We start from the raw sequence: 21,780 nt of genomic DNA, 5'->3' as shown, positions 1-21,780 counted from the left end.
TGGCGCAGCCCCGCGATCACCGCTGCTCCACGATGTGCCCGGCGGGGGCCAACGCCTCGGGTGGGTCGTCCTGCCCGGGAACGGTGCCGAGGTAGGCCTCGCGCACCCGCGGGTCGGCCCGCACGCTGGCCGGGCCGCCCTCGGCCATCAGGCTGCCGAAGTCCAGGACGTACAGGTGCGCGCACACTCCCATGACCAGCGTCATGTCGTGCTCGACGAGCAGGATCGCCAGGCCCTCGCCGGCGAGCTCGCCGAGCAGGTCGCCGAACGCGGCCGTCTCCGCCTCGTCCTGGCCGCTCGCCGGCTCGTCGAGCAGCAGTACCCGGGGCCGGACGGCCAGCGCCCGGGCGAGCTCGAGACGCCGGCCCTGACCGGTCGGCAGCGTGTCGGCCCGCCGGTCGGCCACCGCGCCCAGGCCGACCCGGTCGAGCAGGGCTCGCGGGTCGAGGGAGTCCGGACCCCCCGGCCACGCGGTGCCGGCCCGCGAGTGGCGGCCCGGCGAGCGGCGGCGCAGCCGGGCGGCGAGCTGCACGTTCTCCAGCACCGTGAGCTGGCCGAACAGCTCCAGGATCTGGAAGGTCCTGGCCATGCCCCGCCGAGCCCGCCGATAGGGGGCCAGGCGCGTGACGTCCTCGCCGTCGAGCAGCACCTGCCCGGAGCTGGGGGCGAGCAGACCGGTCAGGACGTTGAACAGCGTGGTCTTCCCCGCGCCGTTCGGGCCGATCAGCCCGGTCACCCGGCCGGCCTCGACGCCGAGGCTCACCCCGTTCAGCGCCACGTGCCCGCCGTAACGGACCGTCACGTCGCGGATCTCAAGCAACACCAACGCGGACCTCCCGTGGCGGACCGGGGTCGACGGTGTCCAGCGCGAGCCGGGCGTCGAGCACCTCGAGGTCGGCCCGGCTGACCGGCGCGTCGAAGCCGAGCCATTCCAGCGGGCCCGACAGCCCGGCGTCCGGCCCTTCGACCGACGCCAGGGCTCCGGCGGCGGCCGGTGCCCGGTCCGCCGGGACGGCGGCGGCACCGACGACGGCCCGGGCGGCCAGTGGCGCCGCGACGGCGACCACCACGACGACCGCGAGGAACAGCCCCCCGGTGATGGCGTCGGCCAGCTCCAGTGCCCAGCACAGCGCGACGACGCCGACGGCCCCACCGAGCACGACGGGTGCCCGGCGCACCGGCTCGTACGCCGGCCGCAGCACCGAAGGGATCAGTCCGTTCGGGTTGGCGGCCAGCGCGAGCGCGGCCAGGCCGGTGACGGTCGCGGTGACCCTCCCGGCCGAGTCCCCCGCGGCGCTGCTGACGGCGGCGCTGCCGAGCAGCACGCCGGCGGCCAGGCCGCTGCCGATCGAGCTCACCCCGCCGACCACGACGAGCAGCAGCAGCGTCAGGCCGGTGAAGAAGCTGAACGCGTCCGCGGTGGTCGAGCGCACCGCCGAGGCGTAGACCCCGCCACCGAGCCCGGCGATCGCGGCCGAGACGGTGAACACGACCAGCGTCGTCAGCCGCACGTTCATCCCCAGCGTGGCCGACGCCGCCGGGCTCTCCTTGACCGCGATCAGCCGCTGGCCGAGCTCGCTGCGCCGCACCGCGATGACGACGAGGGCCGCGACGACGAACAGCACCGCGCCGGCGAAGAAGAACGCCTTCGAGGAGTCGGTGTGCAGCGCGCCGAGCCGCAGCCGGTCCGCGGACAGCGTGCCGCCCTCGAACACGTCGAAGTGGTGCCCGGCGACGGTGAACGCCGGCAGCTGGAAGATCCAGTTGTCCAGCGTGACGGCGAACGCGCCGGTCAGCAGCGCCAGGTAGATCCCGGACAGGCGCAGGGCCGGCAGCGACACGACCGCCCCGACGACGGCCGCGACGACGGCGGCCAGCAGCAGGGCCGCCGGGTTGCCGCCGTGACCGGCGTGCGCGACGACCGCGCCGCCGATCCCGGCGAAGCTCAGCTGGCACAGCGAGATGCGGCCCGCGTAGCCGACCAGCGGCACCATCGACAGGCCGACGATCGCGAGCCCCCACATCGAGGTGGAGGCGAACAGGTCCGCCGGGCGCATCGTCGTCGCGGCGATCAGCGCGGCGAACAGGACCGCGGTGCAGAACCACAGCCCGCCGGTCCAGGTCGGCGTCGGGGTGATCTCCCGGACGGCGAGCGACGGCCGGCCGCGCAGCCGCGACGCCCGCAGCACCAGCAGCGCGACCAGCAGGACCAGCACCGGCACCACCGGCAGCACGCCCCGCAGGTACTGCTGGCCGTAGCTGATCTTCGGCACGTAGCCGACGGCGTAGTCGGACAGCAGCCCGACGACGAGCGCGCCGGCGAACGTCATCGGCAGGCTGCGCAGCCGGCCGATGACGGCGGCCGCGTAGGCGTTGACGATGAGCAGGGTGAGCGGGATGGCCGACATGGTCAGCTTGGGCGCGATCAGGATGCCGGCGAGAGCCGCGAGCGCGGTGCCGATCATCCAGGCGAGCCGCGCCGACGACCGCGGCCTGGCGCCGTTGAGCGTCGCGAGGGCCGGGTCGTCGACCCGGGCCCGCATCGCGATGCCGGCGCGGCTGCGGTGCAACAGCAGCCACAGCGCGCCGGCGACGGCGGCCGCGACCAGCAGGACGACCAGGTCGTTGTAGGGCACCTGGATGCCGCCGAAATGGACGCCCTTGCCGGCGAACAGCTCCCGCGAGCTGCGGAACTCGCTCGGGTCCCAGATCCACTGGTCGACCGAGACGAGGACGACGAGCACCGCCACGGTGACGACCAGCCTGGTCGTCTCGGGGGCGCCGGCGAGCCGGCGCATCACCACCCGTTCCAGCAGCAGCCCGAACAGGGGGGCGGCGACGAACACGCACAGCACCAGCGCCACCGGGGTCGGCCAGCCCCACCCGTAGCGCAGCTGCCAGTAGGCGAAGGCCGCGAGCATGCCGGTCGCGCCGTGGGCGATGTTGAACACACCGGTGGTGACGTAGGTGAGGGTCAGCCCGGACGCGCTGATCGCGTAGATCCCGGCCGTCGTCAGGCCACTGATCGTGAAGACCAGGAACTCGTGCACGCGCCGACCTCCCGTCTCCCCTGTCGACCAGGCCGCGGCCCGCTCGGACGGCCCCCACGGCGATCATTGTGGCCCACGCCACAGCCTCGCGTGAAGACATAGAACACGTTCTCAATCGATCATGCAACGATTTCCGGGCGGTCGACTAGAACCTGTTCCTGTTCTGCGGTAGAAACAGAACACGTTCTCGTCGCGACTCGTCCGTCGACACGTTCATCCGTCGCTCCCCCGCCCGGCCGGCGCGTGCCCCGGGCGGACGCGATGCCAGGAGGCAGCCTTGCCCGTGTCAGCTGGGGCATCCGAGGTCGAAAGCCCTGCGACCCCCGGGGCAGCGACCGTGCCCAGGATCGTCACCAACACCGTCGAGTTCCCCTACCGCCGCAGCCTCGGCCCGGTGGTCGGCGGGTACTTCACCGCGCTCGCCGCCGGCCGGATCACCGGTGTCCGCAGCGGCGCCCGGGTGCTCTGCCCGCCGCTGGAGTACGACCCGGACACCGGCGCGGCCACCTCGGGCGAGCTGGTCGACGTCGGCCCGGCCGGCACCGTCCGGTCCTGGACCTGGGTGCCGGTGCCGGACGCGCGCCACCCGCTGGACCGGCCGTTCGCCTTCGCGCTGATCCAGCTCGACGGGGCCGACACCAGCCTGATGCACGTCGTCGACGCCCCCGAGGGCACGCTGCGAACCGGGCTGCGGGTGCTCGCCCGGTTCCGGGCCGAGCCGAAGGGCCGCCCGGACGACCTCGCGTACTTCATCCCGGAGGAGGCCGCCGGTTCGACCGACGCCGTCCCCGGGATCGTCGACGCCGCCACCGCGGCGGCCCGGGCCGGGGCCGAACCGGCCGAGCCGGTGGCCACGATGGAGTTCTGGTCGTCGCTGACCTACAAGGAGGCGCTCGCCCCGGCCGGCGAGCGGTACGCCCGCTCGATGATGGGCGGCAAGCTGATCGGCCAGCGCTGCCCGACCTGCGCGAAGGTCTACGCGCCGCCCCGCGACTTCTGCCCGATCGACGGGATCCCGCTCGACGAGAGCCAGGACCTGGTGCTGCCCGACCGGGGCGTCGTCACGAACTTCACGATCGTCACCCCGGTGGCGTACCCGGGCCAGAAGGAGACCGAGCCGTTCGTGCGGGTCTCGGTGCTGCTCGACGAGGTCGAGGCGCTGCTGGGCCTGCAGCCCGTCGTCGACGTCGCCAACGCCGACGTCCGGCCGGGCATGCGGGTCGAGGCGGTCTGGCTGCCCGAGGCCGAACGCAGCGCCGAGGAGTTCGGCAACCGGGGCTGGGGCGCCACCACCGGCGCGATCTCCGGCTGGCGCCCGACCGGCGAACCGGACATGCCCGTCGACAGCTACCAGGACCGGGTCTTCTAGCTCGCCAGGGACGTCGAAACCTGTGAACGCAGAGGTGCGTGCATGACAGACAACGAGAGCGTGTTCGGCGAGCCGGTCGCGATCGTCGGCTACGCCCTGTCGCCGATGAGCGAGTTCGCCGAGACGACCGAGGTGCAGCTGTGCCTGGACGTCGTCACCCGGGCCCTCGTCAACGCCGGGCTGGACCGCAAAGAGATCGACTTCACCTGCTCCGGCAGCGCCGACTACCTGTCCGGTGGCACCTTCACCTTCGTCGCGAACCTCGACGCGGTCGGCGCCTGGCCACCGATCCGCGAGTCGCACGTCGAGATGGACGGCGCCTGGGCGCTGCACGAGGCCTGGGTACGGCTGCTGATCGGCGACGAGCGCACGGCGCTGGTCTTCGGCTCGGGTAAGTCCTCGACCGGCGACCTCACCCGGGTGCTGAATCTGCAGACCGACCCCTACTACCTGGCGCCGCTCGGGGTCGACCCGCTGTCGCTGGCGGCGTTGCAGGCACGGGCGCTGCTGGACACCGGGAAGGCGACCGAGCGTGACCTGGCCGCCGTCGCCGCGCGGGCCCGGCAGGCCGCGGCGGCCAACCCCCACGCGGTCCCGGCGGTCGCGGCGGCCGGCCAGGGTCTGACCGCGAGCCCCGGCGAGCCGTCGGACGCCGAGATCGACGCGCTGCTGGCCGGCGAGTACGTCCGCTCCCCGCTGCGGGAGCACGACGCATCGCCGGTGACGGACGGGGCGTGCGCGCTCGTGCTGGCCACGGCGTCCGTGGCGCACCGGCTGGCCGCCGAGCACGGGATCAGCCCGGTGTGGATCACCGGCCTGGAGCACTTCGTCGAGCCGCACCAGCCCGGCATGCGGGACCTGACCGACTCGGTGTCGACCCGGAAGGCCGCGCAGGCCGCCGGCCTCGGCACGGGCGGGCCGGTGGAGGTCGCCGAGCTGTCCGCGACCTACAGCCACGAAGAGATCATCCTGCGGGACGCGCTCGGCCTGCCGGCGGACTGCGTCGTCAATCCGTCGGGTGGGGCGCTGGCCGCGAACCCGGTGATGGCGACCGGGCTCGTCCGGGTCGTCGAGGCCGCCCGGTCGATCCGCGAGCAGGGCCACGGCCGAGCGTTGGCGCACGCCACCTCCGGTCCGTGCCTGCAGCAGAACCTCGTCTGTCTGCTCAACCGCGAACCGGGTGAGCGCGAGCCGCAAGGAGAGACGCGATGAGCGGCGAGCCGTGCGCGATCATCGGGATCGGCCAGACACACCACAAGAGCAAGCGCCTCGACGTCTCGCTCGCGGGCCTGGTCCGGGAGGCGGCGAGCCGGGCCCTTGAGGACGCCGGGCTCGACTGGCCCGACATCGACGCCGTCGTGATCGGCAAGGCGCCGGACGCGTTCGAGGGCGTCATGATGCCCGAGCTGTATCTGGCCGACGCGCTGGGCGCGGCCGGGAAGTCGATCATGCGGGTGCACACGGCCGGCAGCGTCGGCGGCTCGACGGCCATCGTCGCGTCCCACCTGATCCACGCCCGCCGGCACCGCAGGGTGCTCGCGGTCGCGTTCGAGAAGCAGTCCGAGGGCAACGCCCAGTGGGGGCTGTCCGGCGGGAAGTCGGGCTCGATGGGCGCGGGCGGCATCTTCGCGCCCTGGATCCGCTCCTACATCCGCCGTTCCGGCGCGCCGGAGCACATCGGCTGGCAGGTCGCGGTCAAGGACCGGCGCAACGCGCTGAAGAACCCGTACGCGCATCTCAAGATCGCCGACATCTCGATGGAGAAGGTCCGCGACTCGTTCGTGCTGTGGGACCCGCTGCACTTCCTGGAGTCCTGCCCGTCCTCCGACGGCGCCTGCGCGCTGGTGCTGACCGACGAGGCCGGCGGCCGCGACGCCGCGGCCCGCGGGAACCCGCCGGCCTGGGTCGCGGCGACCGCGATGCGCAGCGAGCCGACCTCGTTCCCGAGCCGCGACCCGGTCCGCCCGCAGGCGGGGGTCGACTGCGCCCACGACCTGTACCGGGCCGCCGGGATCACCAACCCGATCGACGAGATCGACGTCGCCGAGCTCTACGTCCCGTTCAGCTGGTACGAGCCGATGTGGCTGGAGGGGCACGACATCACCGGCCTGGGCGACGGGTGGAAGCTGATCGAGGCGGGCGAGACGGAGATCGGCGGGTCGTTCCCGGTCAACCCGTCCGGCGGTGTCCTGTCGTCGAACCCGATCGGCGCGTCCGGGATGCTGCGGTTCGCCGAGGCCGCGCTGCAGGTGCGCGGCCGGGCCGGGGAGCACCAGGTGGACGGCGCCCGCACCGCGCTGGGCCACGCCTACGGCGGCGGCGCCCAGTACTTCGCGATGTGGATCGTCCGATCCTCGTTGTGACCCCGAACCGAGGAGATCGCCGGTGCCGTTGCCCGAGGAGTTCCACGCGCTCGCGAGGAAGGTCAACAACTGGGGCCGCTGGGGTACCGAGGACGAGCGCGGCACGCTGAACCTGCTGACCGACGAGGCGGTCCGCCGGGGGGTGGCCGCCGCGCGGACCGGGAAGCGCTTCTCGCTCGCGCTCCCGCTGTCCCAGAACGGCCCCCAGCTCGGGTTCATCCCCGGCCGGATCAACCCGATCCGCACGATGATCTCGTTGAACGAGCCGCTGACCGGCGACGCGTCGCAGGTCTGCTTCTCCGACGACATGGTCGTCATGGGGGTGCAGGCGGCGACGCACTGGGACGCGCTGGCGCACGCGTCCTACGACGGGCGGATCTACAACGGCTTCGGCGCGGCTACGGTCACCGCGGCCGGGGCCGCCCGGTGTGGCATCGACAAGGCCGGGCCGATCCTCGGGCGCGGCGTGCTGCTCGACGTCGCCCGGGCCCTGGGCGTCGAGCGGCTGGACTCGGGCTACGCGATCAGCAGCGACGACCTGTCCGCCGCGGCCGACCTCGCCGGGGTCGCCGTCGAGCCCGGCGACCTGGTGCTCGTGCGCACCGGCCAGATGCGGCTGCTGCACGCCGGCGACAAGATGGGCTACCTGGCGCCGGTGGCCGGGCTGTCGCTGCGCTCCGTCGAGTGGATGCGCGAGCACGATGTCGCCGCGGCCGCCACCGACACGGTCGTCTTCGAGGTCTTCCCCTGGGAGCGGGACGACGCGCCGCTGCCGGTGCACCTGCTGCACCTGGTCGAGATGGGCCTGACCCAGGGACAGAACTTCGACCTGGAGGCACTCGCGGCCGACTGCGCCGATGACGGGATCTACACCTTCTTCCTGTCGGCGACCCCGGAACCGTTGGCCAACGGACTCGGCGGAATGGTGGCACCGGTCGCGATCAAATAAGGCGGTTGGCCGGAACAGGCGCTGAGCGCCCGCCCAACGCTGGTTCGCGGCGCCGTCTTCTTGGCCCCACCATCGGGCAGACAGGTCTGGCACGGATTGCAACGGGGTTCTACACCCAGGCATATCCGGCCGGTGGTTGCACGATCAAACAGCTACGTTCGTCACACGGACGACCGCGCAGAGCGGCAAGTCAAGATGCCGCGTTCGGCGCCGAACGACCCCCTCACCCGGTGTGTGCTAGCAACGAGTCAGACGTATTGCACCCTTGGGGGGAAGAAAGTGACCGTAGCTGCTCAGCTGGCGCACGAGCATGGCAGTGACGACATCGTTTTCGTGATCACTTCCGTCGTCTTCGCGCTGGTCGGCTCGTTCGCGGCGCTGGTCAGCGCCGTCCGGATCCCGTCGGCGCACGGCGCGGCGCGGTTCCGCTGGATCGTGGCCTCGGCGATCTCGCTGGGCGGTGGGGCCATTTGGTCCATGCACTTCATTGGAATGCTCGGTTACCACGTCGACGACCGCGAGATCGTCTACGACCTGCCCCTGACCGCGCTTTCGCTGCTTATCGCCATCGTCGTTTCGGCGATTGGTCTCGCCATCGTCGGCGCCAATCCACGGAACAAGGCCCGGCTGCTGTTCGCCGGCATCCTCACCGGAGCCGGCGTCGGCGCGATGCACTACACCGGCATGGCCGCCATGCGGGTCGGCAGCTCCGTCAGGTACGACCCGAAGCTGGTGGCCGCGTCGCTCGCGATCGCCGTGGTGGCCGCGCTGGCCGCCCTCTGGATCGCCTTCCGGGTCAGGACCGTCCAGCACGTCATCGCGGCGAGCGCCGTCATGGCGGCCGCGGTCTGCGGGATGCACTACACCGCGATGGCGGCCACCACCATCGCGGTCACCAGGACCCCGCGGCAGGACTCAGGGGCGGACCCGATCTCGCTCACCTTCCTGGTCTGCGTGATCGCCTTCACCGTGCTCATCCTGGTGATCTTCGCGGCGTTCAACACGATCAACGAGAACCACGCGGACCTCGCCCTGGGCCGGGCGGGCGGCCGGCATGCGACCGGGCCCGTGCCCATTCCCACCGGCCGGCCGGCCGAGCAGGCGGCCGCGCGCGGCGCCGACCCGGGCAGTCCGGACCTGTTCGCCGGGCGGCGGTGACCCCGGACGGACGATCGGGCCTCCGCCGCGCCCAGCGGCGCGGTCCGGCGCAGTAGCACAGCTGGGCTGAAGGGCCGGAAGCGCTATCGCCTCCGGCCCTTCAGTCGTTCTCCGGGCCCGGCACGGGCAGCGCGCGCGGCGGCGCCGGGTCACGGAAACCGGGATCCGATGGAATCGTCACGGGGGCTGGGCGTACGCAGCCCGTAGTCGGCATCCCTGGTGTCAGGCCCGAGCAGCCAGGACAGGAGACCGCCCGCCACGAGCAGACCGACGACCACGGCGGCGGTCAGCGCGGCGGTCACCGCGCGCCGCCGGCGGCGCGGCCCGTCGCGGGCCGGCTGGACAGCGTCCAGGCCTGTCGCCGGAAAGCGGATGACGGGATCAGGCCGATAGCGCTATCTTGTCTTCTCATGAAATATAGTAGCACTGGCCGTACCGGCACCGCTGGCCGTACCGACACCGGCAGTGTCGAGAAGGTCGCCGACGAGCTGCGCGCGCTGGCGGACGCCCGCGCCGTGGGGGCGCGGCTGCCCAGCACCCGCGAGCTGCAGCAGCGCCTCGGCGTCGGGCCGGTGACCGTGCAGCGCGCGCTCGCCCGGCTGGTGACCGAAGGGGCTCTGGTGACCCGGCCCGGCGCCGGCACGTTCGTCGCGGCCCGCCGCACTCCCCGCGTCGGGGACACCGACTGGCAGCAGGTGGCGCTGGGCGCGAGCCCCGTCGCCGGGTCCGGCGGGGTCGAGCTGGTCCTGGGCCGCGCGAGCGTCCACGGGTTCGAGCTGGGTGCGGGCTACCTGGACGCGTCGCTGCGGGCCGACAGCAGGCTCGCGGCCGCGGCGACCCGCGCGGTGCGGCGCCCGGACGCCTGGGCCGCTCCCCCGGCGATGGGGGTCGCCGAGCTGCGGAGCTGGTTCGGCCGGCAGGTCGGCGCCGACCCCAGCGAGGTGCTGATCACCCCGGCCGCCCAGGGCGCGCTGTCGGCCGCGTTCCGCGCGCTCCTGCCGGCGGGCAGCCCGCTGCTGTTCGCGGTCCCGACCTACCACGGCGCGCTCGCCGTCGCGCGCAGCGCGGGCCTCGTCCCCGTGCCGGTGCCGACCGACGCGGACGGGGTGCGCCCGGAGCTGCTGGAGCGGGCGTTCGCGGCCACCTCGGCCCGGCTGCTGTTCCTGCAGCCCACGTACGCCAACCCGACCGGCGCGGTGCTCGCGCATGACCGGCGCCGCGCCGTCCTCGACATCTGCGAGAAGGCCGGCGCCTTCATCGTCGAGGACGACTTCTCCCGGTGGCTCGGTCACGGCCAGCTCGCGCCGCCACCGCTGTGGCGCGACGACGACGCGGGGCACGTCATCACCATCTGCTCACTGACGAAGATCCTGGCGCCGAGCCTGCGGGTCGGCGCGCTGGTGGCGCGGGGGCCGGTGATGAACCGGCTGGCCGCGATGCGCCAGGTCGACGACTTCTTCGTGCCGACGCCGTTGCAGCACACCGCCATCGAGATGGTGACCGGCCCCGGCTGGGCGGCCCAGGTGCGGGCCGTCTCGACGGCGCTGCGGGTGCGGATGGCGGCGCTGACGGCGGCGCTCGCCGCCGAGCTGCCGGACTGCTCGTTCGAGAACCCGCACGGTGGGATCAGCCTGTGGCTGCGGCTGCCGCGGGGCACCGACGACCAGGTGGTCGCGACCCGGGCCGCGCGCCTCGGGGTGTCGGTGATCCCGGGCCGGTACTTCGTCGTCGGCGAGCAGGACTCCAGCCACCTGCGGCTGTGCGTGGCCGGGATCGGCGAGCAGGACATCCCGACCGCGGTCGCCCTGCTGGCCGAGGCGGTCCACGCCAGCGCCGGCTCGATCGAGACCGGGGCGCTGGTGGGCTGACGTACCGCTCGCCGACGGGCCGTCGACGGGAAATCGCGCAATTCCAATCGGCCCACCGTTCGAGGGGGAAATCAGCCTCCGGGAAACCGCGGAAACATCGGCGCAACTACCCTGACCCTGTGGGGCGTGCTGGCGGTGCGCCCCCCGTGGCATACGGACGACGGATCCTCAAAACCGGCCACATCTGGTGGCCCTATCACGATGCTTCTACTACGGTGTCGAACGCGGATCCGTCGGATCAAGCGCATTCCGCCCCCATAAAGGTGACCGTGTTCATGCGCAGCTCCCCCACATCCCCTCCCCAGGACCGCCGTACCGGCCGAGGGCGCCGGACCAGGCAGGCAGCCCTCGTCGCGGCCCTCCTCGCCGTCCCGGCCGCCGTCGCGCTGCCGGGCCCGGCCAACGCCGCCGCGGCCAGGACCTACGTCGTCGTCTACGCCGGCTCGGCCCAGTCCGCCCGCGCGGCGATCGCCACGCTCGGCGGGACCGTGGTGTCCGAGAACGCCAAGGTGGGCCTCGCGACCATCACCTCGACCGACCCCGCGTTCGAGGCGAAGGCCGACCGGAACGCGGCGCTCGTCGGTGCCGCCCCGAACTCCCCGATCGGCTACGCGGTCCCGGACGCGGCCGGCACGGGCTCGACCGACCCCGGCGACTCCTTCACCCAGAAGGAGCGCGACTCCTCCCGGGCGGGCGGCGCGCCCAGCCACTGGGGCCCGCCCGGCAAGCCCACGCCGGCCGCCGAGCCGCTCGCGGGCGCGCAGTGGGACATGCAGATGATCGGCGCCACGACGACCGGCTCGTACAAGTCGCAGCCGGGCAACAGGGGCGTGCTGGTCGGCGTCATCGACACCGGCATCGACGGCACCCACCCGGACATCGCGCCGAACTTCAACGCGAAGCTGTCCCGCAACTTCGTCACGGACATCCCGACCGACCCGGTCTCCGGGGAGGAGATGGACGGGCCGTGTGAGCACCCGTCCTGCGTCGACCCGGTGAACGAGGACGACGACGGCCACGGAACCCACGTCGCGTCCACCATCGCCTCGCCGCTCAACGGCCTCGGCATCGCGGGCGTCGCGCCGAACGTGCAGCTGGTCAACATCCGCGCCGGCCAGGACGCGGGCTTCTTCTTCCTGAAGCCCACGATCGACGCGATCACGTACGCCGGCGACATCGGCGTCGACGTGGTCAACATGTCGTTCTACACCGACCCGTGGCTGTTCAACTGCACGGCGAACCCGGCCGACACCCCGCAGCAGCAGGCCGAACAGCGCACGATCATCACGGCCACCCAGCGCGCGGTCGGCTACGCGACGGCCCACAACGTCACGCTGATCGCGGCCTCCGGCAACGAGTCGACCGACCTCGACCACCTCTCGTCGGACGACACCAGCCCGGACTACCCGTACCCGCAGAGCGGGACGGCCGCGCACTCGCGCGTCATCGACAACTCGTGCCTGTCGATGCCGTCGGAGGCCAAGGGCGTCCTGTCCGTCAACGCGGTCGGCCCGTCCAAGCGGCTGTCGTACTTCAGCAACTACGGCCTGACCCACACGACGGTGGCGGCACCCGGCGGTGACTACGACGACCAGTACGGCTCGGCGACGTTCCGCACCCCGGGGAACCTGATCCTGGCCGCCTACCCGAAGAACGTCGCGAGCGCGGTCGGCGACATCGACAGCGCGGGCAACCCGACGACCCCGTTCGTCATCCGCGACGACAGCAAGGGCGTCACGTCGTACTACCAGTACCTGCAGGGAACGTCGATGGCCTCCCCGCACGCGGTCGGGGTCGCGGCGCTCATCGTCAGCCAGCTCGGGCGCCCCGACCGGGCCCACGGCGGGCTGACGCTCGACCCGAAGACGGTCACGCGGGCGCTCGAACAGACGGCCACGCCGACGGCCTGCCCGGCCGCCAACCAGTACCCCGAGCCCCAGAACGCCGGCTACGCGCCGGTCTGCCAGGGCACGGTCAAGGACAACGGCTTCTACGGGTACGGCATCATCAGCGCCGCGAACGTGGCCAAGCTGCGCTGAGCACGGTGATGGCCTGACCGCGACAGGGAGCGGGCCCGGACAGCGATTGCCGTCCGGGCCCGTTCTGTTTCTGCCGCCGGAACGGTTCAGGGCGCGTAGCGGGCCCGCAGCTCGTGCTTGAGAATCTTCAGCGTGGCATTTCTGGGCAGCGCGTCGAGGATCTCCAGGCGTTCCGGAATCTTCTGCGTCATCAGCCCGGCGGCGCGCAGGAATGCGACCAGCTCGGCCAGCGTGGGCGGTGGCTCGCCGGCCGCGGGTTCGACGACCGCGCAGACCAGCTCGCCGCGCTCGGCGTCCGGCAGCCCGACGACCGCGACGGCGCCGACCTTCGGGTGCTGGTAAAGCAGGTCCTCGACCTCCCGGGCCGAGACGTTCTCGCCCTTACGAATGATCACGTCCTTGAGCCGGCCGGTCAGGGTGACGTGCCCGTCCGGGCGGATGACGCCGAGGTCCCCGGTCCGGAACCAGCCGTCCTCGTCGAACGCGGCGGCGGTCGCCTCGGCGTCGGTGTAGCCGGCGCAGACCGTGGCGCCGCGCACCCGGATCTCCCCCTCGGCCCCGGCGGGCGCGACCGCGCCGTCGGAGCCGACGACCCGCACCTCGACCCCGGGCAGTGGGGCGCCCTCGGAGTACATCAGCGCGTCGTCGCTGTCCGCCGGTGATCCCTGGGTGATCATCGGAATCTCGGTCATCCCGTAGCCGTGCGCGACCGGGACGCCGAGCTCCCGCCGCACCTCGGTGAACAGCTCCGGCGGCTTGGGCGCCCCGCCGCCGGCGAGCAGGCGCAGCGTCGGGACCAGCGGCTGGCCGGGCGTCGGCGACTGCCGGCTCGCGGTGAGCAGCGCGGTGTAGAAGGCGGTCGAACCGCCGGCGAGGGTGACCCCGTGGCGGCGGAAGGCGGCGACCGCGTCGGCCGGGACGAACGCCTCCAGCAGCAGCGCTGGGAACCCGACGGACAGCATCATCGCCAGGTAGTCCGGCCCGCCGATGTGCGCCACCGGGAAGGCGATCGAGCCGACGTCGTCCGGGCGGGCGCCCAACGCCAGCGCGAGGCCGACGCCGGCGGCGATCAACGAGGCGTCCCGGTGCCGCACGCCCTTGGGCTGCGAGGTCGTGCCGGAGGTGTAGTAGATCCAGCGGACCTTCTCGCCGTCGGTGGGTGGCGGCGGCAGCAGGGCGGGGTCGCCCTCCGGGAGGGCGTCCGGGCCGGTGCCGACCACCAGCACCCGCGGCCGGTAGACCAGCTCCCCGCTGGCCGCCGCGGCCAGCTCGACGTAGTCGGTGCCGCGCCAGGTCCCGGGGACGCAGAACAGCCGCGCGCCGGTCTGGCGCAGCGCGACGGCGACCTCGCGCTCCCGGTAGATGTGGATGATCGGCACCTGCACGGCCCCGAGGCGGGCGAGCGCCATCGACAGCACGACCGTCTCGACCCGGGTCGGGAGCTGCCAGCAGACCCGGGCGCCCGGCCCGACGGCGTACTCGTCGAGCAGCCCGGCCGCGACCCGCTCGGCCCGGGCGGCCAGCTCGGCGCAGGTGATCCGGATCGGCCCGTCGGCACCGTCGGCGAGCAGGAGTGGAGCGTCCGGGGTGAGTGCCGCGCGGCGGGCGAGCAGGCCCCACAGCGTCGTGACGTCGGCGCCGGTGATCAGGCCTGCTGCCTCGGCCGGGCCCGTGGCCGGTGCCTGCGTCGGGGTGCTCGCCATCCGCGTGCCCTCCAGTCGTCGCTCCCGGCCAGCAATATAGAACCTGTTCTATCCACTGGCCAGGTCGAGACCGAGCATCCGGATCGCGTTGCCGCGCACGACCTTGTGGACCGTCTCGGCGTCGAGGCCCGCCATCAGCCGCTCGGCGACCCGCTTGGTCTCTGGCCAGGTCGAGTCGGTGTGCGGGTAATCGGTCTCGAAGGTGACGTTGTCGACGCCGATCTCCGCCAGCGAGGCGAGGCCGTGCCGGTCGCGGAAGAAGCACCCGTAGACCTGCCGGCGGAAGTAGGTCGACGGCGGCTGCGGCACCAGGTCGCGCACCCCGCCCCAGGCCCGGTGCTCCCGCCAGACGTCGTCCGCCCGCTCCAGCGCGTAGGGCAGCCAGCCGATCTGGCCCTCGGAGTAGGCGAGCCTCAGGGCCGGGAAGCGGACCAGCAGGCCGGAGAACAGCCAGTCCGCGAGCGAGGCCATCGCGTTGTTGAACGACAGCGTCGCCGCGACCGCGACCGGCGCGTCGGCCGAGGTCGCCGGCATCGAGGACGACGAGCCGATGTGCATGCAGACCACCGTCCCGGTCTCCTGGCAGGCGGCGGCGAACGGGTCCCAGTAGCCGCTGTGGATGCTCGGCAGGCCGAGCTTCGGCGGGATCTCGCTGAAGCAGACGGCCCGCACGCCTCGGGCCGCGTTGCGGCGGACCTCGGCCGCCGCGAGGTCCACGTCCCACAGCGGGATCAGGCACAGCGGGATCAGGCGGCCGCCCGAGTCGCCGCACCACTCCTCGACCATCCAGTCGTTGTAGGCGGCGACGCAGGCGGCGGCGAGGTCACGGTCGGCGGCCTCGGCGAACGTCTGGCCGCAGAACCGCGGGAAGGTCGGGAAGCACAGCGACGCCTCGACGTGGTTGAGGTCCATGTCGGCCAGCCGGGCGGCCGGCTCGTAACAGCCGGGGCGCATCTCGTCGTAGGTGATCGGCGTCATCGTCATCTCGTCGCGGTCGAAGCCGACCGCCGCGACGTGCCGCTTGTTGATGTAGACGAGGTCCTGGTAGACCCAGCAGTCGGCCGGCGGGCCGTCGGGGTCGAAGGTCTGCCGGTAGCTGCCGCCGCCGACGTGCGCGAGCGTCCCGATGCCGCGCCGTTCCACCCGCGGGCCGGCATCGCGGAACCGGGCCGGCAGCCAGGTCCGCCACAGGTGCGCGGGCTCCACGACGTGGTCGTCCACGCTGATGATCCTCGGCAGCTCGCCGAACGAGTGCCCGCCGTCCGTCGTCATCGCCAGGTCCTTCCGAATCGCCAGGTCCCTGCGTGATCGCCTGGTCAGTCCGTGCCGGCCACCGCCGACGGACGCGCGGCGCGGCCGGTCCGCTCGACGCGCCCCGACGCTAACATCAGATCTGATGGACCGTCAGGTCGTCTCCCTCGCAGGAGGTTCCATGACCAGCTCCGGCGGCATGCCGGCCTACCGGATCACCGCCTGGCTGCGGCCGCCACACCTGGTCGAGGCGCCGGTGCCGATGCCGGGTCCTGGCGAGGTGCTGGTCGCCGTGGCGGCCAACGGGCTGTGCCACTCGGACCTGACGATGAGCCAGATTCCCGGCGAGATCGGCGACCTGATCGGCTGGCGGGTGCCGTTCACCCTCGGCCACGAGATCGCCGGCACCATCGTCGAGGCCGGGCCGGACGCCGCGGACGCACCCGCCGTCGGCACCGCCGTCGCGCTGGTCTCGCCGACGTCCTGCGGCCGGTGCGCCTACTGCCTGGCCGGCCGGGACAGCGCCTGCCCGAACGGCCTCGCCGGCCGGGGCTACGGCCGCGACGGCGGGCTCGCGCCGTACGTGGTCGCGCCGGTCCGTGCGCTGATCCCGCTGAACGGGCTCGACCCGGTAGCCGCCGCGCCGCTGACCGACGCCGGCGCCACGTCCTACCACGCGGTCCGCCGTGTGCTGCCGGTGCTGGAGCCGGGCAGCACCGCGGTCGTGCTGGGCGCGGGTGGGCTCGGCGGCTTCGCGATCCAGCATCTGAAGGCCTGCTCCCCGGCCCGCGTCGTCGCCGTCGACGTCTCCCCCGCCCGGCTCGCCACGGCGGCGGAGCTGGGCGCGGACGAGACCCTGCCAGGCGTCGGCGACGACCCGGGCGCGACCACCGGCGCGCTCAGGGAGCTGACCGGCGGCGACGGCGCGGCCGCCGTGCTCGACTTCGTCGGCACCGACACGACGATCACGGCGGGCATCGGCGCCGTCCGACCGTGCGGCGCGTTCGGCCTGGTCGGCTCGGCCGGCGGGAGGCTGCGGGCCGGCTGGTACGGCGGCCTGCCCCGCGAGGCGGAGGTCTTCACCTTCCAGGGCTCGACGATCGCCGACGCGCACGCCGTGGTCGCGCTGGCCGCCGCCGGCCGCATCCGCAGCCTGGTCGAGGTCTTCACGCTCGACCAGGTCGCCGACGCCTACCGCGCCCTCGACGAGGCCACCCTGCGCGGCCGCGCGGTCGTCACCCCCTGACCGCGCCCCACACCGGGAACGTGTTCAGGCGGGCTCGGTGGACTGGGCGGGCTCGTAGGCCAGGTTGCTCGACCAGCGTTCCTCGACGCGGCCGAAGTACCAGACCGCCAGCGCGATGGCCCACGAGACGAAGAAGAGCCCGACGATGCCGTAGCCGGCGTAGTCGAGGTTGATGTTGGCGATCCAGGCGACCGGCCCGGACCGGATCGTGAACCGGTCGGCCAGGACGCCGATGAGCTCGATGCTGCCGATGACCAGCGCGACGACGACCGAGATGGTCGTGATGGTGAGGTTGTAGAACACCTTGCGGACCGGGCGCGCGAACGCCCAGCCGTAGGCGACGTTCATGAAGACGCCGTCGATGGTGTCCATCAGGCACATGCCGGCGGCGAACAGGATCGGGAGCACCAGCACCGAGTAGAACGGCAGGTTGAACGCCGCGGCGCCACCGGCGAGGACGAGCAGGCCGACCTCGGTCGCGGTGTCGAAACCGAGGCCGAACAGGACCCCGACGGGATAGATGTTCAGCGGCCTCGTGACGGTCTTCGTGAGCCGGCCGAGGAAGCGGTTCATGAAGCCACGGGAGTCGAGGCGCCGTTCCAGCTCCTGCTCGTCATAGGTGCCGTGGCGCATCTCGCGGAAGATCTTCAGGATGCCGACCAGGGCCGCGAGGTTGAGGAGTCCGAGAATCCAGAGGAAGACGCCGGACACCGACGGACCGATGACCCCGGTGATGGTGTGGAGCCTGGAGCTGTCGTTCGCGACCGGGCCGACCAGGGACTTGACGCCGACGGAGAGTAGGAAGGCCAGCACGAACACGATGGTCGAGTGGCCGAGGGAGAACCAGAACCCGACCGAGAGCGGCCTGCGCCCTCGGCCCCGCCCGGCGGCCTCGGCGGCGACGTTGTCGGCGATCAGCTTGCGGGTGGCGTTGTCGACGGCCGCGATGTGGTCGGCGTCGAACGCGTGCCGCAGCCCGAACGTGTAGGCGAGCACGCCCACCCCGGCGGTGAAGACCGGGTGGTCGCCACCGAGCTGGTAGCCGTGCGGGGCCACCAGGGTCAGCAGGACGACGAAGCCGGCCACGTGGAGCACGACGATGACGGCGGCCATCCCGGCGAGCGAGCGCTTGTCCGCGCTGCCGAGGCTGTCGCGAAACCGCGCCAGCCGCGTCGCGAAGGACACCTCCCTGGCGGTCGAGGTGGTCATCACGATGCCACTATCTCGTTATTGCGAGACCCTCGCAACTAGCGAGGCGACGGTACCGGCTCACACACCAAGGAGACTCCGGGTACGCAGGAGGGTCTCGCGCAGGTTGTCCTCGGCGACGAGGTCCAGCGCGTCGGGCACGCTGAGCCAGCGCAGCGGCGCCGTCGGCTTCTCCGGCCGGGCCTCGTCGGGGGTCGCGGTCGCCAGCACGAAGCGCAGGTCCGCGTGCTCGTGCGCGGGCTCCCGGGCGTTGCCGGGCACCGAGACCACCACCACGTGCCGCAGCGCGGCGGTCGGCCAGGGCCGCAGATCGGCCAGGCCCGTCTCCTCGCGGCCCTCCCGCAGGGCGATGGCCAGCGGGTCAGCCTCGCCCGGGTCGCCATGGCCACCGATCTGCAGCCAACTCTCCATCCGCTCGTGCCAGCGCAGCAGCACCCGACCGGTCTCCGGGTGGACGACCACCGCCGACGCGGTGAGATGCGGCGACACGCCGCGGGACCAGGGGTCGGGCGTGCTCTCGACCATGGCCAGCGTCCTGGCCACGTCCGCCGCCTCGCCGCCGTCCGCCGGCTGATACCTGGACAGCAGGTGCTGGACGTCGCCGGAGGGGCATTCCATGCGATCAAATCCTAGTGCCGTGGCCGGCCCGGCCAGCCCGCGTGTCCGTCCTCACGATCATTGTGCGGATCCAACGGGTCAACGCGGCGGCGCGCATGATGGGGTGATGGTGCTGCCGAGGCTGCCCGTCGACGCGGCCGAGATCCGCGCCCGGGTGGGCGGCGAGGTCTTCGCCCGGGTTTCCGGGCCGGACGGCGCGCGCCGGCGTGAGCAGATCTTCGATGCCCCCGGCAAGCGGTGGTTCGCGGAGGACCGGCCGATCCGGCGGGTGCACGGCGACACGGCGATGTTCGTCGGCGGCCTGCGCGCGCTGCTGCTGCAGTCGCTGCACCCGCTGGCGATGGCCGGCGTGGCCACGCACTCGGACTTCCGCGCCGACCCGTGGGGCCGCCTGCAGCGGACCAGCTTCTTCCTCGCGGCGACGACGTTCGGTCCCGAGGACGAGGCGGAACGGGCGATCGCCCGGGTGCGGGGCGTGCACCGCCGGGTCCGCGGGACGGCGCCCGACGGCCGGCAGTACGCGGCCTCCGACCCGCACCTGCTCCGCTGGGTGCATCTCGCGGAGATCGACAGCTTCCTCGCCGCCTACCAGCGATACGGCACCGATCCGCTGACCCCGGCCGAGCAGGACGGCTACGTGCTGGACACCGGTCTGGTGGCCGAGAAGCTCGGCATCGACGACCCGCCGCGCACCGTGGCCGCGCTGGCCGAGCAGCTCGCGGCCTACCGCCCGGAGCTGGCCGGCACGCCGCAGGCCCGCCAGGCCGCCCGGTATCTGCTGGTCAGCGCGCCGCTCCCGCTCGCGGCCCGGGCTCCGTACAGCGCGCTCGCGGCCGCGGCCGTCGGCCTGATGCCGGTGTGGACGCGGCGCCCACTGCGGCTGCCCTACCTGCCCGTCCTCGAGGGCACCGTCGGCCGGCTGGCCGGCTGGGGCGCGGTCTCCGGGATCCGGTGGGCGACGAGCGCCGCCAAGACAGCCGGGCAGTCGGCCGAGTCCGACCGCTGACCGCCGATCGGGACCGGTCGCCGGCGGCCGGCCGCGACACGTCCGCACGCTCATCGCTAACCTCTTCGGGGAACTGAGGATGTTGCAGCTGCCGCTGACCCCCGCGTCGAGGAGGAGGACGGCCGCGCGTGAGACCGCTTCGTGTCGGGGACCCTGTCGCCGTCGGTGGCTACCGGCTGCTCGGCACCCTCGGCGCCGGTGGGATGGGCCGGGTCTACCTGGCCCGCAACCAGGGCGGCAGGACCGTCGCGGTCAAGGTGATCCGCCCCGAGTACGCGGACGAGGCGGCGTTCCGGACCCGGTTTCGCCGGGAGGTCGACGCGGCCCGGCGGGTCGGCGGTCCCTGGACCGCCCCGCTGATCGACGCCGATCCCGACTCCGAGCATCCCTACCTCGTCACCGCGTACATCCCGGGGCCGTCCCTGGGGCGGGCGGTAGCGGACCACGGCCCGCTGCCGGCGGCGAGCGTGCGCGCGCTCGGCGCCGGCCTCGCCGAGGCGCTGATCGCCGTGCACAGCGCCGGGCTGGTCCACCGTGACCTCAAGCCGTCGAACGTCATCCTCAGCCCCGACGGGCCGCGCGTCATCGACTTCGGGATCTCCCGGGCGGTCGACGCCTCGGTACTGACCACCAGCGGCGCGGTGGTCGGCTCCCCCGCGTTCATGGCCCCGGAACAGGTCCACGGCGCCGAGATCGGCCCGGCAAGCGACGTGTTCTCGCTGGGCTCCGTGCTGGTGTTCGCCGCGACGGGCGCCGGGCCGTTCGACGGCTCCGGCATGGCGTCCGTGCTGCACCGGGTGCTCACCCGCGAGCCCGACCTCGACGGGCTGCCGGCCGAGCTGCGCGAACTGGTCCGGGCCTGCCTGCACAAGGACCCGGCGGCGCGGCCCACCCCGCGCGCGCTGGTGTCCGCGCTCGCGCCCGACGGCGCCGCCGCTCTGATGGCGGCGGGCTGGCTGCCGGCGGACCTGGTCACGAACCTGAGCCGCCAGGCCGTCGCCCTGCTCGACCTGGACACACCCAGCGAGCCCGGCCCGCCCTACGCCCGCGTCCCACCAACCGGATCGATCCCGCCGGCTGGAACCGTCCCTCCAGGCGGATCCGTCCCTCCGGCCGGAACAGTCCCCCCAGGTGGATCCCTGCCACCGCCTGGATACGCGGCGCCGGCCGGGTACCTCACGCCGGCTGGAGAAGCCCCCTCGGGACTCGTGACGGTCGCGACGCCGGGGCACTACCCCGGTCCGGTACCCATCCCGCCCGGTCCGCCGGGGGCGAGCCCAGCGGCACCCGGACCGCCGGCCGGCGGGTCGCAACGACGCGCGCTGATCGCGGTCGCGGCGGCGGGCGCGCTCGGCCTGGCGGTCGTCGTCCTGCTCGTCGTCCTCCTGGTCAGGCACTCCCACGGCTCGCCGACCGGCCACGACGGGGACATCGGCACGCGGACCACCGGTCCCGCGATCTCCCTGGACACGTCGGGCCCGGTCACCTCCCCCGGCCGGTCCACTCCCGACGGCTCCGCGACGCCGGCCCCGGCCAGTACGCTGCGGCCCGGCCCCCTGCCCGCCGGGTACGTCGGCACCTGGCAGGGCACCGTCACCACCCAGGACGGCGCGATCGTCTATCAGGCGGTGATCACCCTGCGCGCCGGCGACACCGGCCAGACCGTCGGCCACGCCGACATGAAGGTGACCACTGTCCTGGGCCTGCCGGTCGACCCGATCGACTGCACCGGAGACCTCCGGCTCGTCGGGTTCGGCGGCCCGTCCGGCAACGAGGTCGTCGTGGGCGACATCGCGGGCTCCGGGAAGAACGTGACCCTGCTCGGCCTGCCCGCCTGTACCGAGGGCGGGACCACCCGGCTGCTGCTCGGTTCCGACGGCCAGCTGACCTACACGTCCGAGGACGTGCCCGGCGGCCGGCCGTCCGGCACGCTGCGCCGCCAGCAGTAACC

17 protein-coding genes are annotated in these 21,780 nt (G+C 73.3%); 10 read left to right on the top strand and 7 right to left on the bottom strand.

The features are described from left to right. Positions 1–16 precede the first annotated feature (16 nt). Positions 17–826, bottom strand: a complete 810-nt coding sequence (locus tag FRAEUI1C_RS09435; protein ID WP_049806862.1) for an ABC transporter ATP-binding protein — start codon at positions 824–826, stop codon at positions 17–19. After that, positions 813–3,050: a branched-chain amino acid ABC transporter permease gene (locus tag FRAEUI1C_RS09430; RefSeq protein ID WP_013423066.1), complete on the bottom strand. Its 2,238-nt coding sequence runs from the start codon at positions 3,048–3,050 to the stop codon at positions 813–815. Before FRAEUI1C_RS09430 ends, FRAEUI1C_RS09435 begins: the two co-directional genes overlap by 14 nt. 337 nt (positions 3,051–3,387) lie before the next feature. On the opposite strand from FRAEUI1C_RS09430, the gene FRAEUI1C_RS09425 reads away from it, so the two are divergent. From FRAEUI1C_RS09425 to FRAEUI1C_RS09405, 5 genes are all read left to right on the top strand, one after another. Beyond that, positions 3,388–4,419: a Zn-ribbon domain-containing OB-fold protein gene (locus FRAEUI1C_RS09425; RefSeq protein ID WP_041259117.1), complete on the top strand. Its 1,032-nt coding sequence runs from the start codon at positions 3,388–3,390 to the stop codon at positions 4,417–4,419. A gap of 42 nt (positions 4,420–4,461) precedes the next feature. Then, positions 4,462–5,631, top strand: a complete 1,170-nt coding sequence (locus tag FRAEUI1C_RS09420) for a thiolase family protein (protein ID WP_013423064.1) — start codon at positions 4,462–4,464, stop codon at positions 5,629–5,631. Further along, on the top strand, positions 5,628–6,782 hold the full coding sequence (locus tag FRAEUI1C_RS09415; RefSeq protein WP_013423063.1) for a thiolase family protein: 1,155 nt from the start codon (positions 5,628–5,630) through the stop codon (positions 6,780–6,782). The genes FRAEUI1C_RS09420 and FRAEUI1C_RS09415 overlap by 4 nt, the downstream gene beginning before the upstream one ends. A gap of 22 nt (positions 6,783–6,804) precedes the next feature. Beyond that, on the top strand, positions 6,805–7,731 hold the full coding sequence (locus FRAEUI1C_RS09410; RefSeq protein WP_013423062.1) for a cyclase family protein: 927 nt from the start codon (positions 6,805–6,807) through the stop codon (positions 7,729–7,731). Positions 7,732–8,010: 279 nt separating this feature from the next. Then, complete coding sequence (locus FRAEUI1C_RS09405; protein WP_232425358.1) at positions 8,011–8,889, top strand: MHYT domain-containing protein; 879 nt, start codon at positions 8,011–8,013, stop codon at positions 8,887–8,889. 149 nt (positions 8,890–9,038) lie between these two features. Here FRAEUI1C_RS09405 and FRAEUI1C_RS09400 read toward each other — a convergent pair whose 3' ends face one another. Beyond that, on the bottom strand, positions 9,039–9,191 hold the full coding sequence (locus tag FRAEUI1C_RS09400) for a hypothetical protein (RefSeq protein ID WP_013423060.1): 153 nt from the start codon (positions 9,189–9,191) through the stop codon (positions 9,039–9,041). Between the two features lie 108 nt (positions 9,192–9,299). Between FRAEUI1C_RS09400 and FRAEUI1C_RS09395 the strand changes: the two genes are divergently transcribed. Beyond that, entirely contained in the window at positions 9,300–10,757 is a 1,458-nt protein-coding gene (locus FRAEUI1C_RS09395) for an aminotransferase-like domain-containing protein (protein ID WP_013423059.1), read from the top strand. Positions 10,758–11,032: 275 nt separating this feature from the next. After that, positions 11,033–12,796 (top strand): S8 family peptidase, encoded by a 1,764-nt coding sequence (locus FRAEUI1C_RS09390; RefSeq protein WP_013423058.1) that lies wholly within the window; start codon positions 11,033–11,035, stop codon positions 12,794–12,796. 86 nt (positions 12,797–12,882) lie between these two features. On the opposite strand, the gene FRAEUI1C_RS09385 is transcribed toward FRAEUI1C_RS09390, so the two are convergent. Further along, positions 12,883–14,499 carry an AMP-binding protein gene (locus FRAEUI1C_RS09385; RefSeq protein WP_013423057.1) on the bottom strand — a complete coding sequence of 539 codons (1,617 nt, stop codon included), beginning with the start codon at positions 14,497–14,499 and terminating at the stop codon, positions 12,883–12,885. A 48-nt stretch (positions 14,500–14,547) separates the two neighbouring features. Beyond that, positions 14,548–15,771 carry an amidohydrolase family protein gene (locus FRAEUI1C_RS09380; protein ID WP_013423056.1) on the bottom strand — a complete coding sequence of 408 codons (1,224 nt, stop codon included), beginning with the start codon at positions 15,769–15,771 and terminating at the stop codon, positions 14,548–14,550. Positions 15,772–15,931: 160 nt separating this feature from the next. Here FRAEUI1C_RS09380 and FRAEUI1C_RS09375 point away from each other — a divergent pair, with 160 nt between their 5' ends. Continuing rightward, complete coding sequence (locus FRAEUI1C_RS09375) at positions 15,932–16,996, top strand: alcohol dehydrogenase catalytic domain-containing protein (RefSeq protein ID WP_013423055.1); 1,065 nt, start codon at positions 15,932–15,934, stop codon at positions 16,994–16,996. Between the two features lie 24 nt (positions 16,997–17,020). Here the strand turns inward: FRAEUI1C_RS09375 and nicT are convergent, their stop codons facing one another. Next, entirely contained in the window at positions 17,021–18,205 is a 1,185-nt protein-coding gene (gene nicT / locus FRAEUI1C_RS09370) for a Nickel transporter NicT (RefSeq protein WP_013423054.1), read from the bottom strand. 60 nt (positions 18,206–18,265) lie between these two features. Beyond that, on the bottom strand, positions 18,266–18,823 hold the full coding sequence (locus FRAEUI1C_RS09365; protein ID WP_013423053.1) for an NUDIX hydrolase: 558 nt from the start codon (positions 18,821–18,823) through the stop codon (positions 18,266–18,268). Between the two features lie 106 nt (positions 18,824–18,929). On the opposite strand from FRAEUI1C_RS09365, the gene FRAEUI1C_RS09360 reads away from it, so the two are divergent. Both FRAEUI1C_RS09360 and FRAEUI1C_RS09355 read left to right on the top strand, forming a co-directional pair. Further along, on the top strand, positions 18,930–19,829 hold the full coding sequence (locus FRAEUI1C_RS09360) for an oxygenase MpaB family protein (protein WP_013423052.1): 900 nt from the start codon (positions 18,930–18,932) through the stop codon (positions 19,827–19,829). Between the two features lie 128 nt (positions 19,830–19,957). Further along, complete coding sequence (locus FRAEUI1C_RS09355) at positions 19,958–21,778, top strand: serine/threonine-protein kinase (protein ID WP_013423051.1); 1,821 nt, start codon at positions 19,958–19,960, stop codon at positions 21,776–21,778. The last annotated feature ends 2 nt before the right edge of the window (positions 21,779–21,780 follow it).

Origin of the sequence: Pseudofrankia inefficax (assembly GCF_000166135.1) — a bacterium.
Lineage (GTDB): Bacteria > Actinomycetota > Actinomycetes > Frankiales > Frankiaceae > Pseudofrankia > Pseudofrankia inefficax.
This window is presented reverse-complemented; position numbering and strand designations above follow the sequence as displayed.

What these genes read in the sequence shown, in the direction of transcription:
- FRAEUI1C_RS09420 (WP_013423064.1), top strand. Translation starts at nt 4,462, where the DNA reads ATGACAGACAACGAGAGCGTGTTCGGCGAGCCGGTCGCGATCGTCGGC.
- FRAEUI1C_RS09415 (WP_013423063.1), top strand. Translation starts at nt 5,628, where the DNA reads ATGAGCGGCGAGCCGTGCGCGATCATCGGGATCGGCCAGACACACCAC.
- FRAEUI1C_RS09395 (WP_013423059.1), top strand. Translation starts at nt 9,300, where the DNA reads ATGAAATATAGTAGCACTGGCCGTACCGGCACCGCTGGCCGTACCGAC.
- FRAEUI1C_RS09390 (WP_013423058.1), top strand. Translation starts at nt 11,033, where the DNA reads ATGCGCAGCTCCCCCACATCCCCTCCCCAGGACCGCCGTACCGGCCGA.
- FRAEUI1C_RS09385 (WP_013423057.1), bottom strand. Translation starts at nt 14,499, where the DNA reads ATGGCGAGCACCCCGACGCAGGCACCGGCCACGGGCCCGGCCGAGGCA.
- FRAEUI1C_RS09380 (WP_013423056.1), bottom strand. Translation starts at nt 15,771, where the DNA reads ATGACGACGGACGGCGGGCACTCGTTCGGCGAGCTGCCGAGGATCATC.
- FRAEUI1C_RS09375 (WP_013423055.1), top strand. Translation starts at nt 15,932, where the DNA reads ATGACCAGCTCCGGCGGCATGCCGGCCTACCGGATCACCGCCTGGCTG.
- nicT (WP_013423054.1), bottom strand. Translation starts at nt 18,205, where the DNA reads ATGACCACCTCGACCGCCAGGGAGGTGTCCTTCGCGACGCGGCTGGCG.
- FRAEUI1C_RS09365 (WP_013423053.1), bottom strand. Translation starts at nt 18,823, where the DNA reads ATGGAATGCCCCTCCGGCGACGTCCAGCACCTGCTGTCCAGGTATCAG.
- FRAEUI1C_RS09360 (WP_013423052.1), top strand. Translation starts at nt 18,930, where the DNA reads ATGGTGCTGCCGAGGCTGCCCGTCGACGCGGCCGAGATCCGCGCCCGG.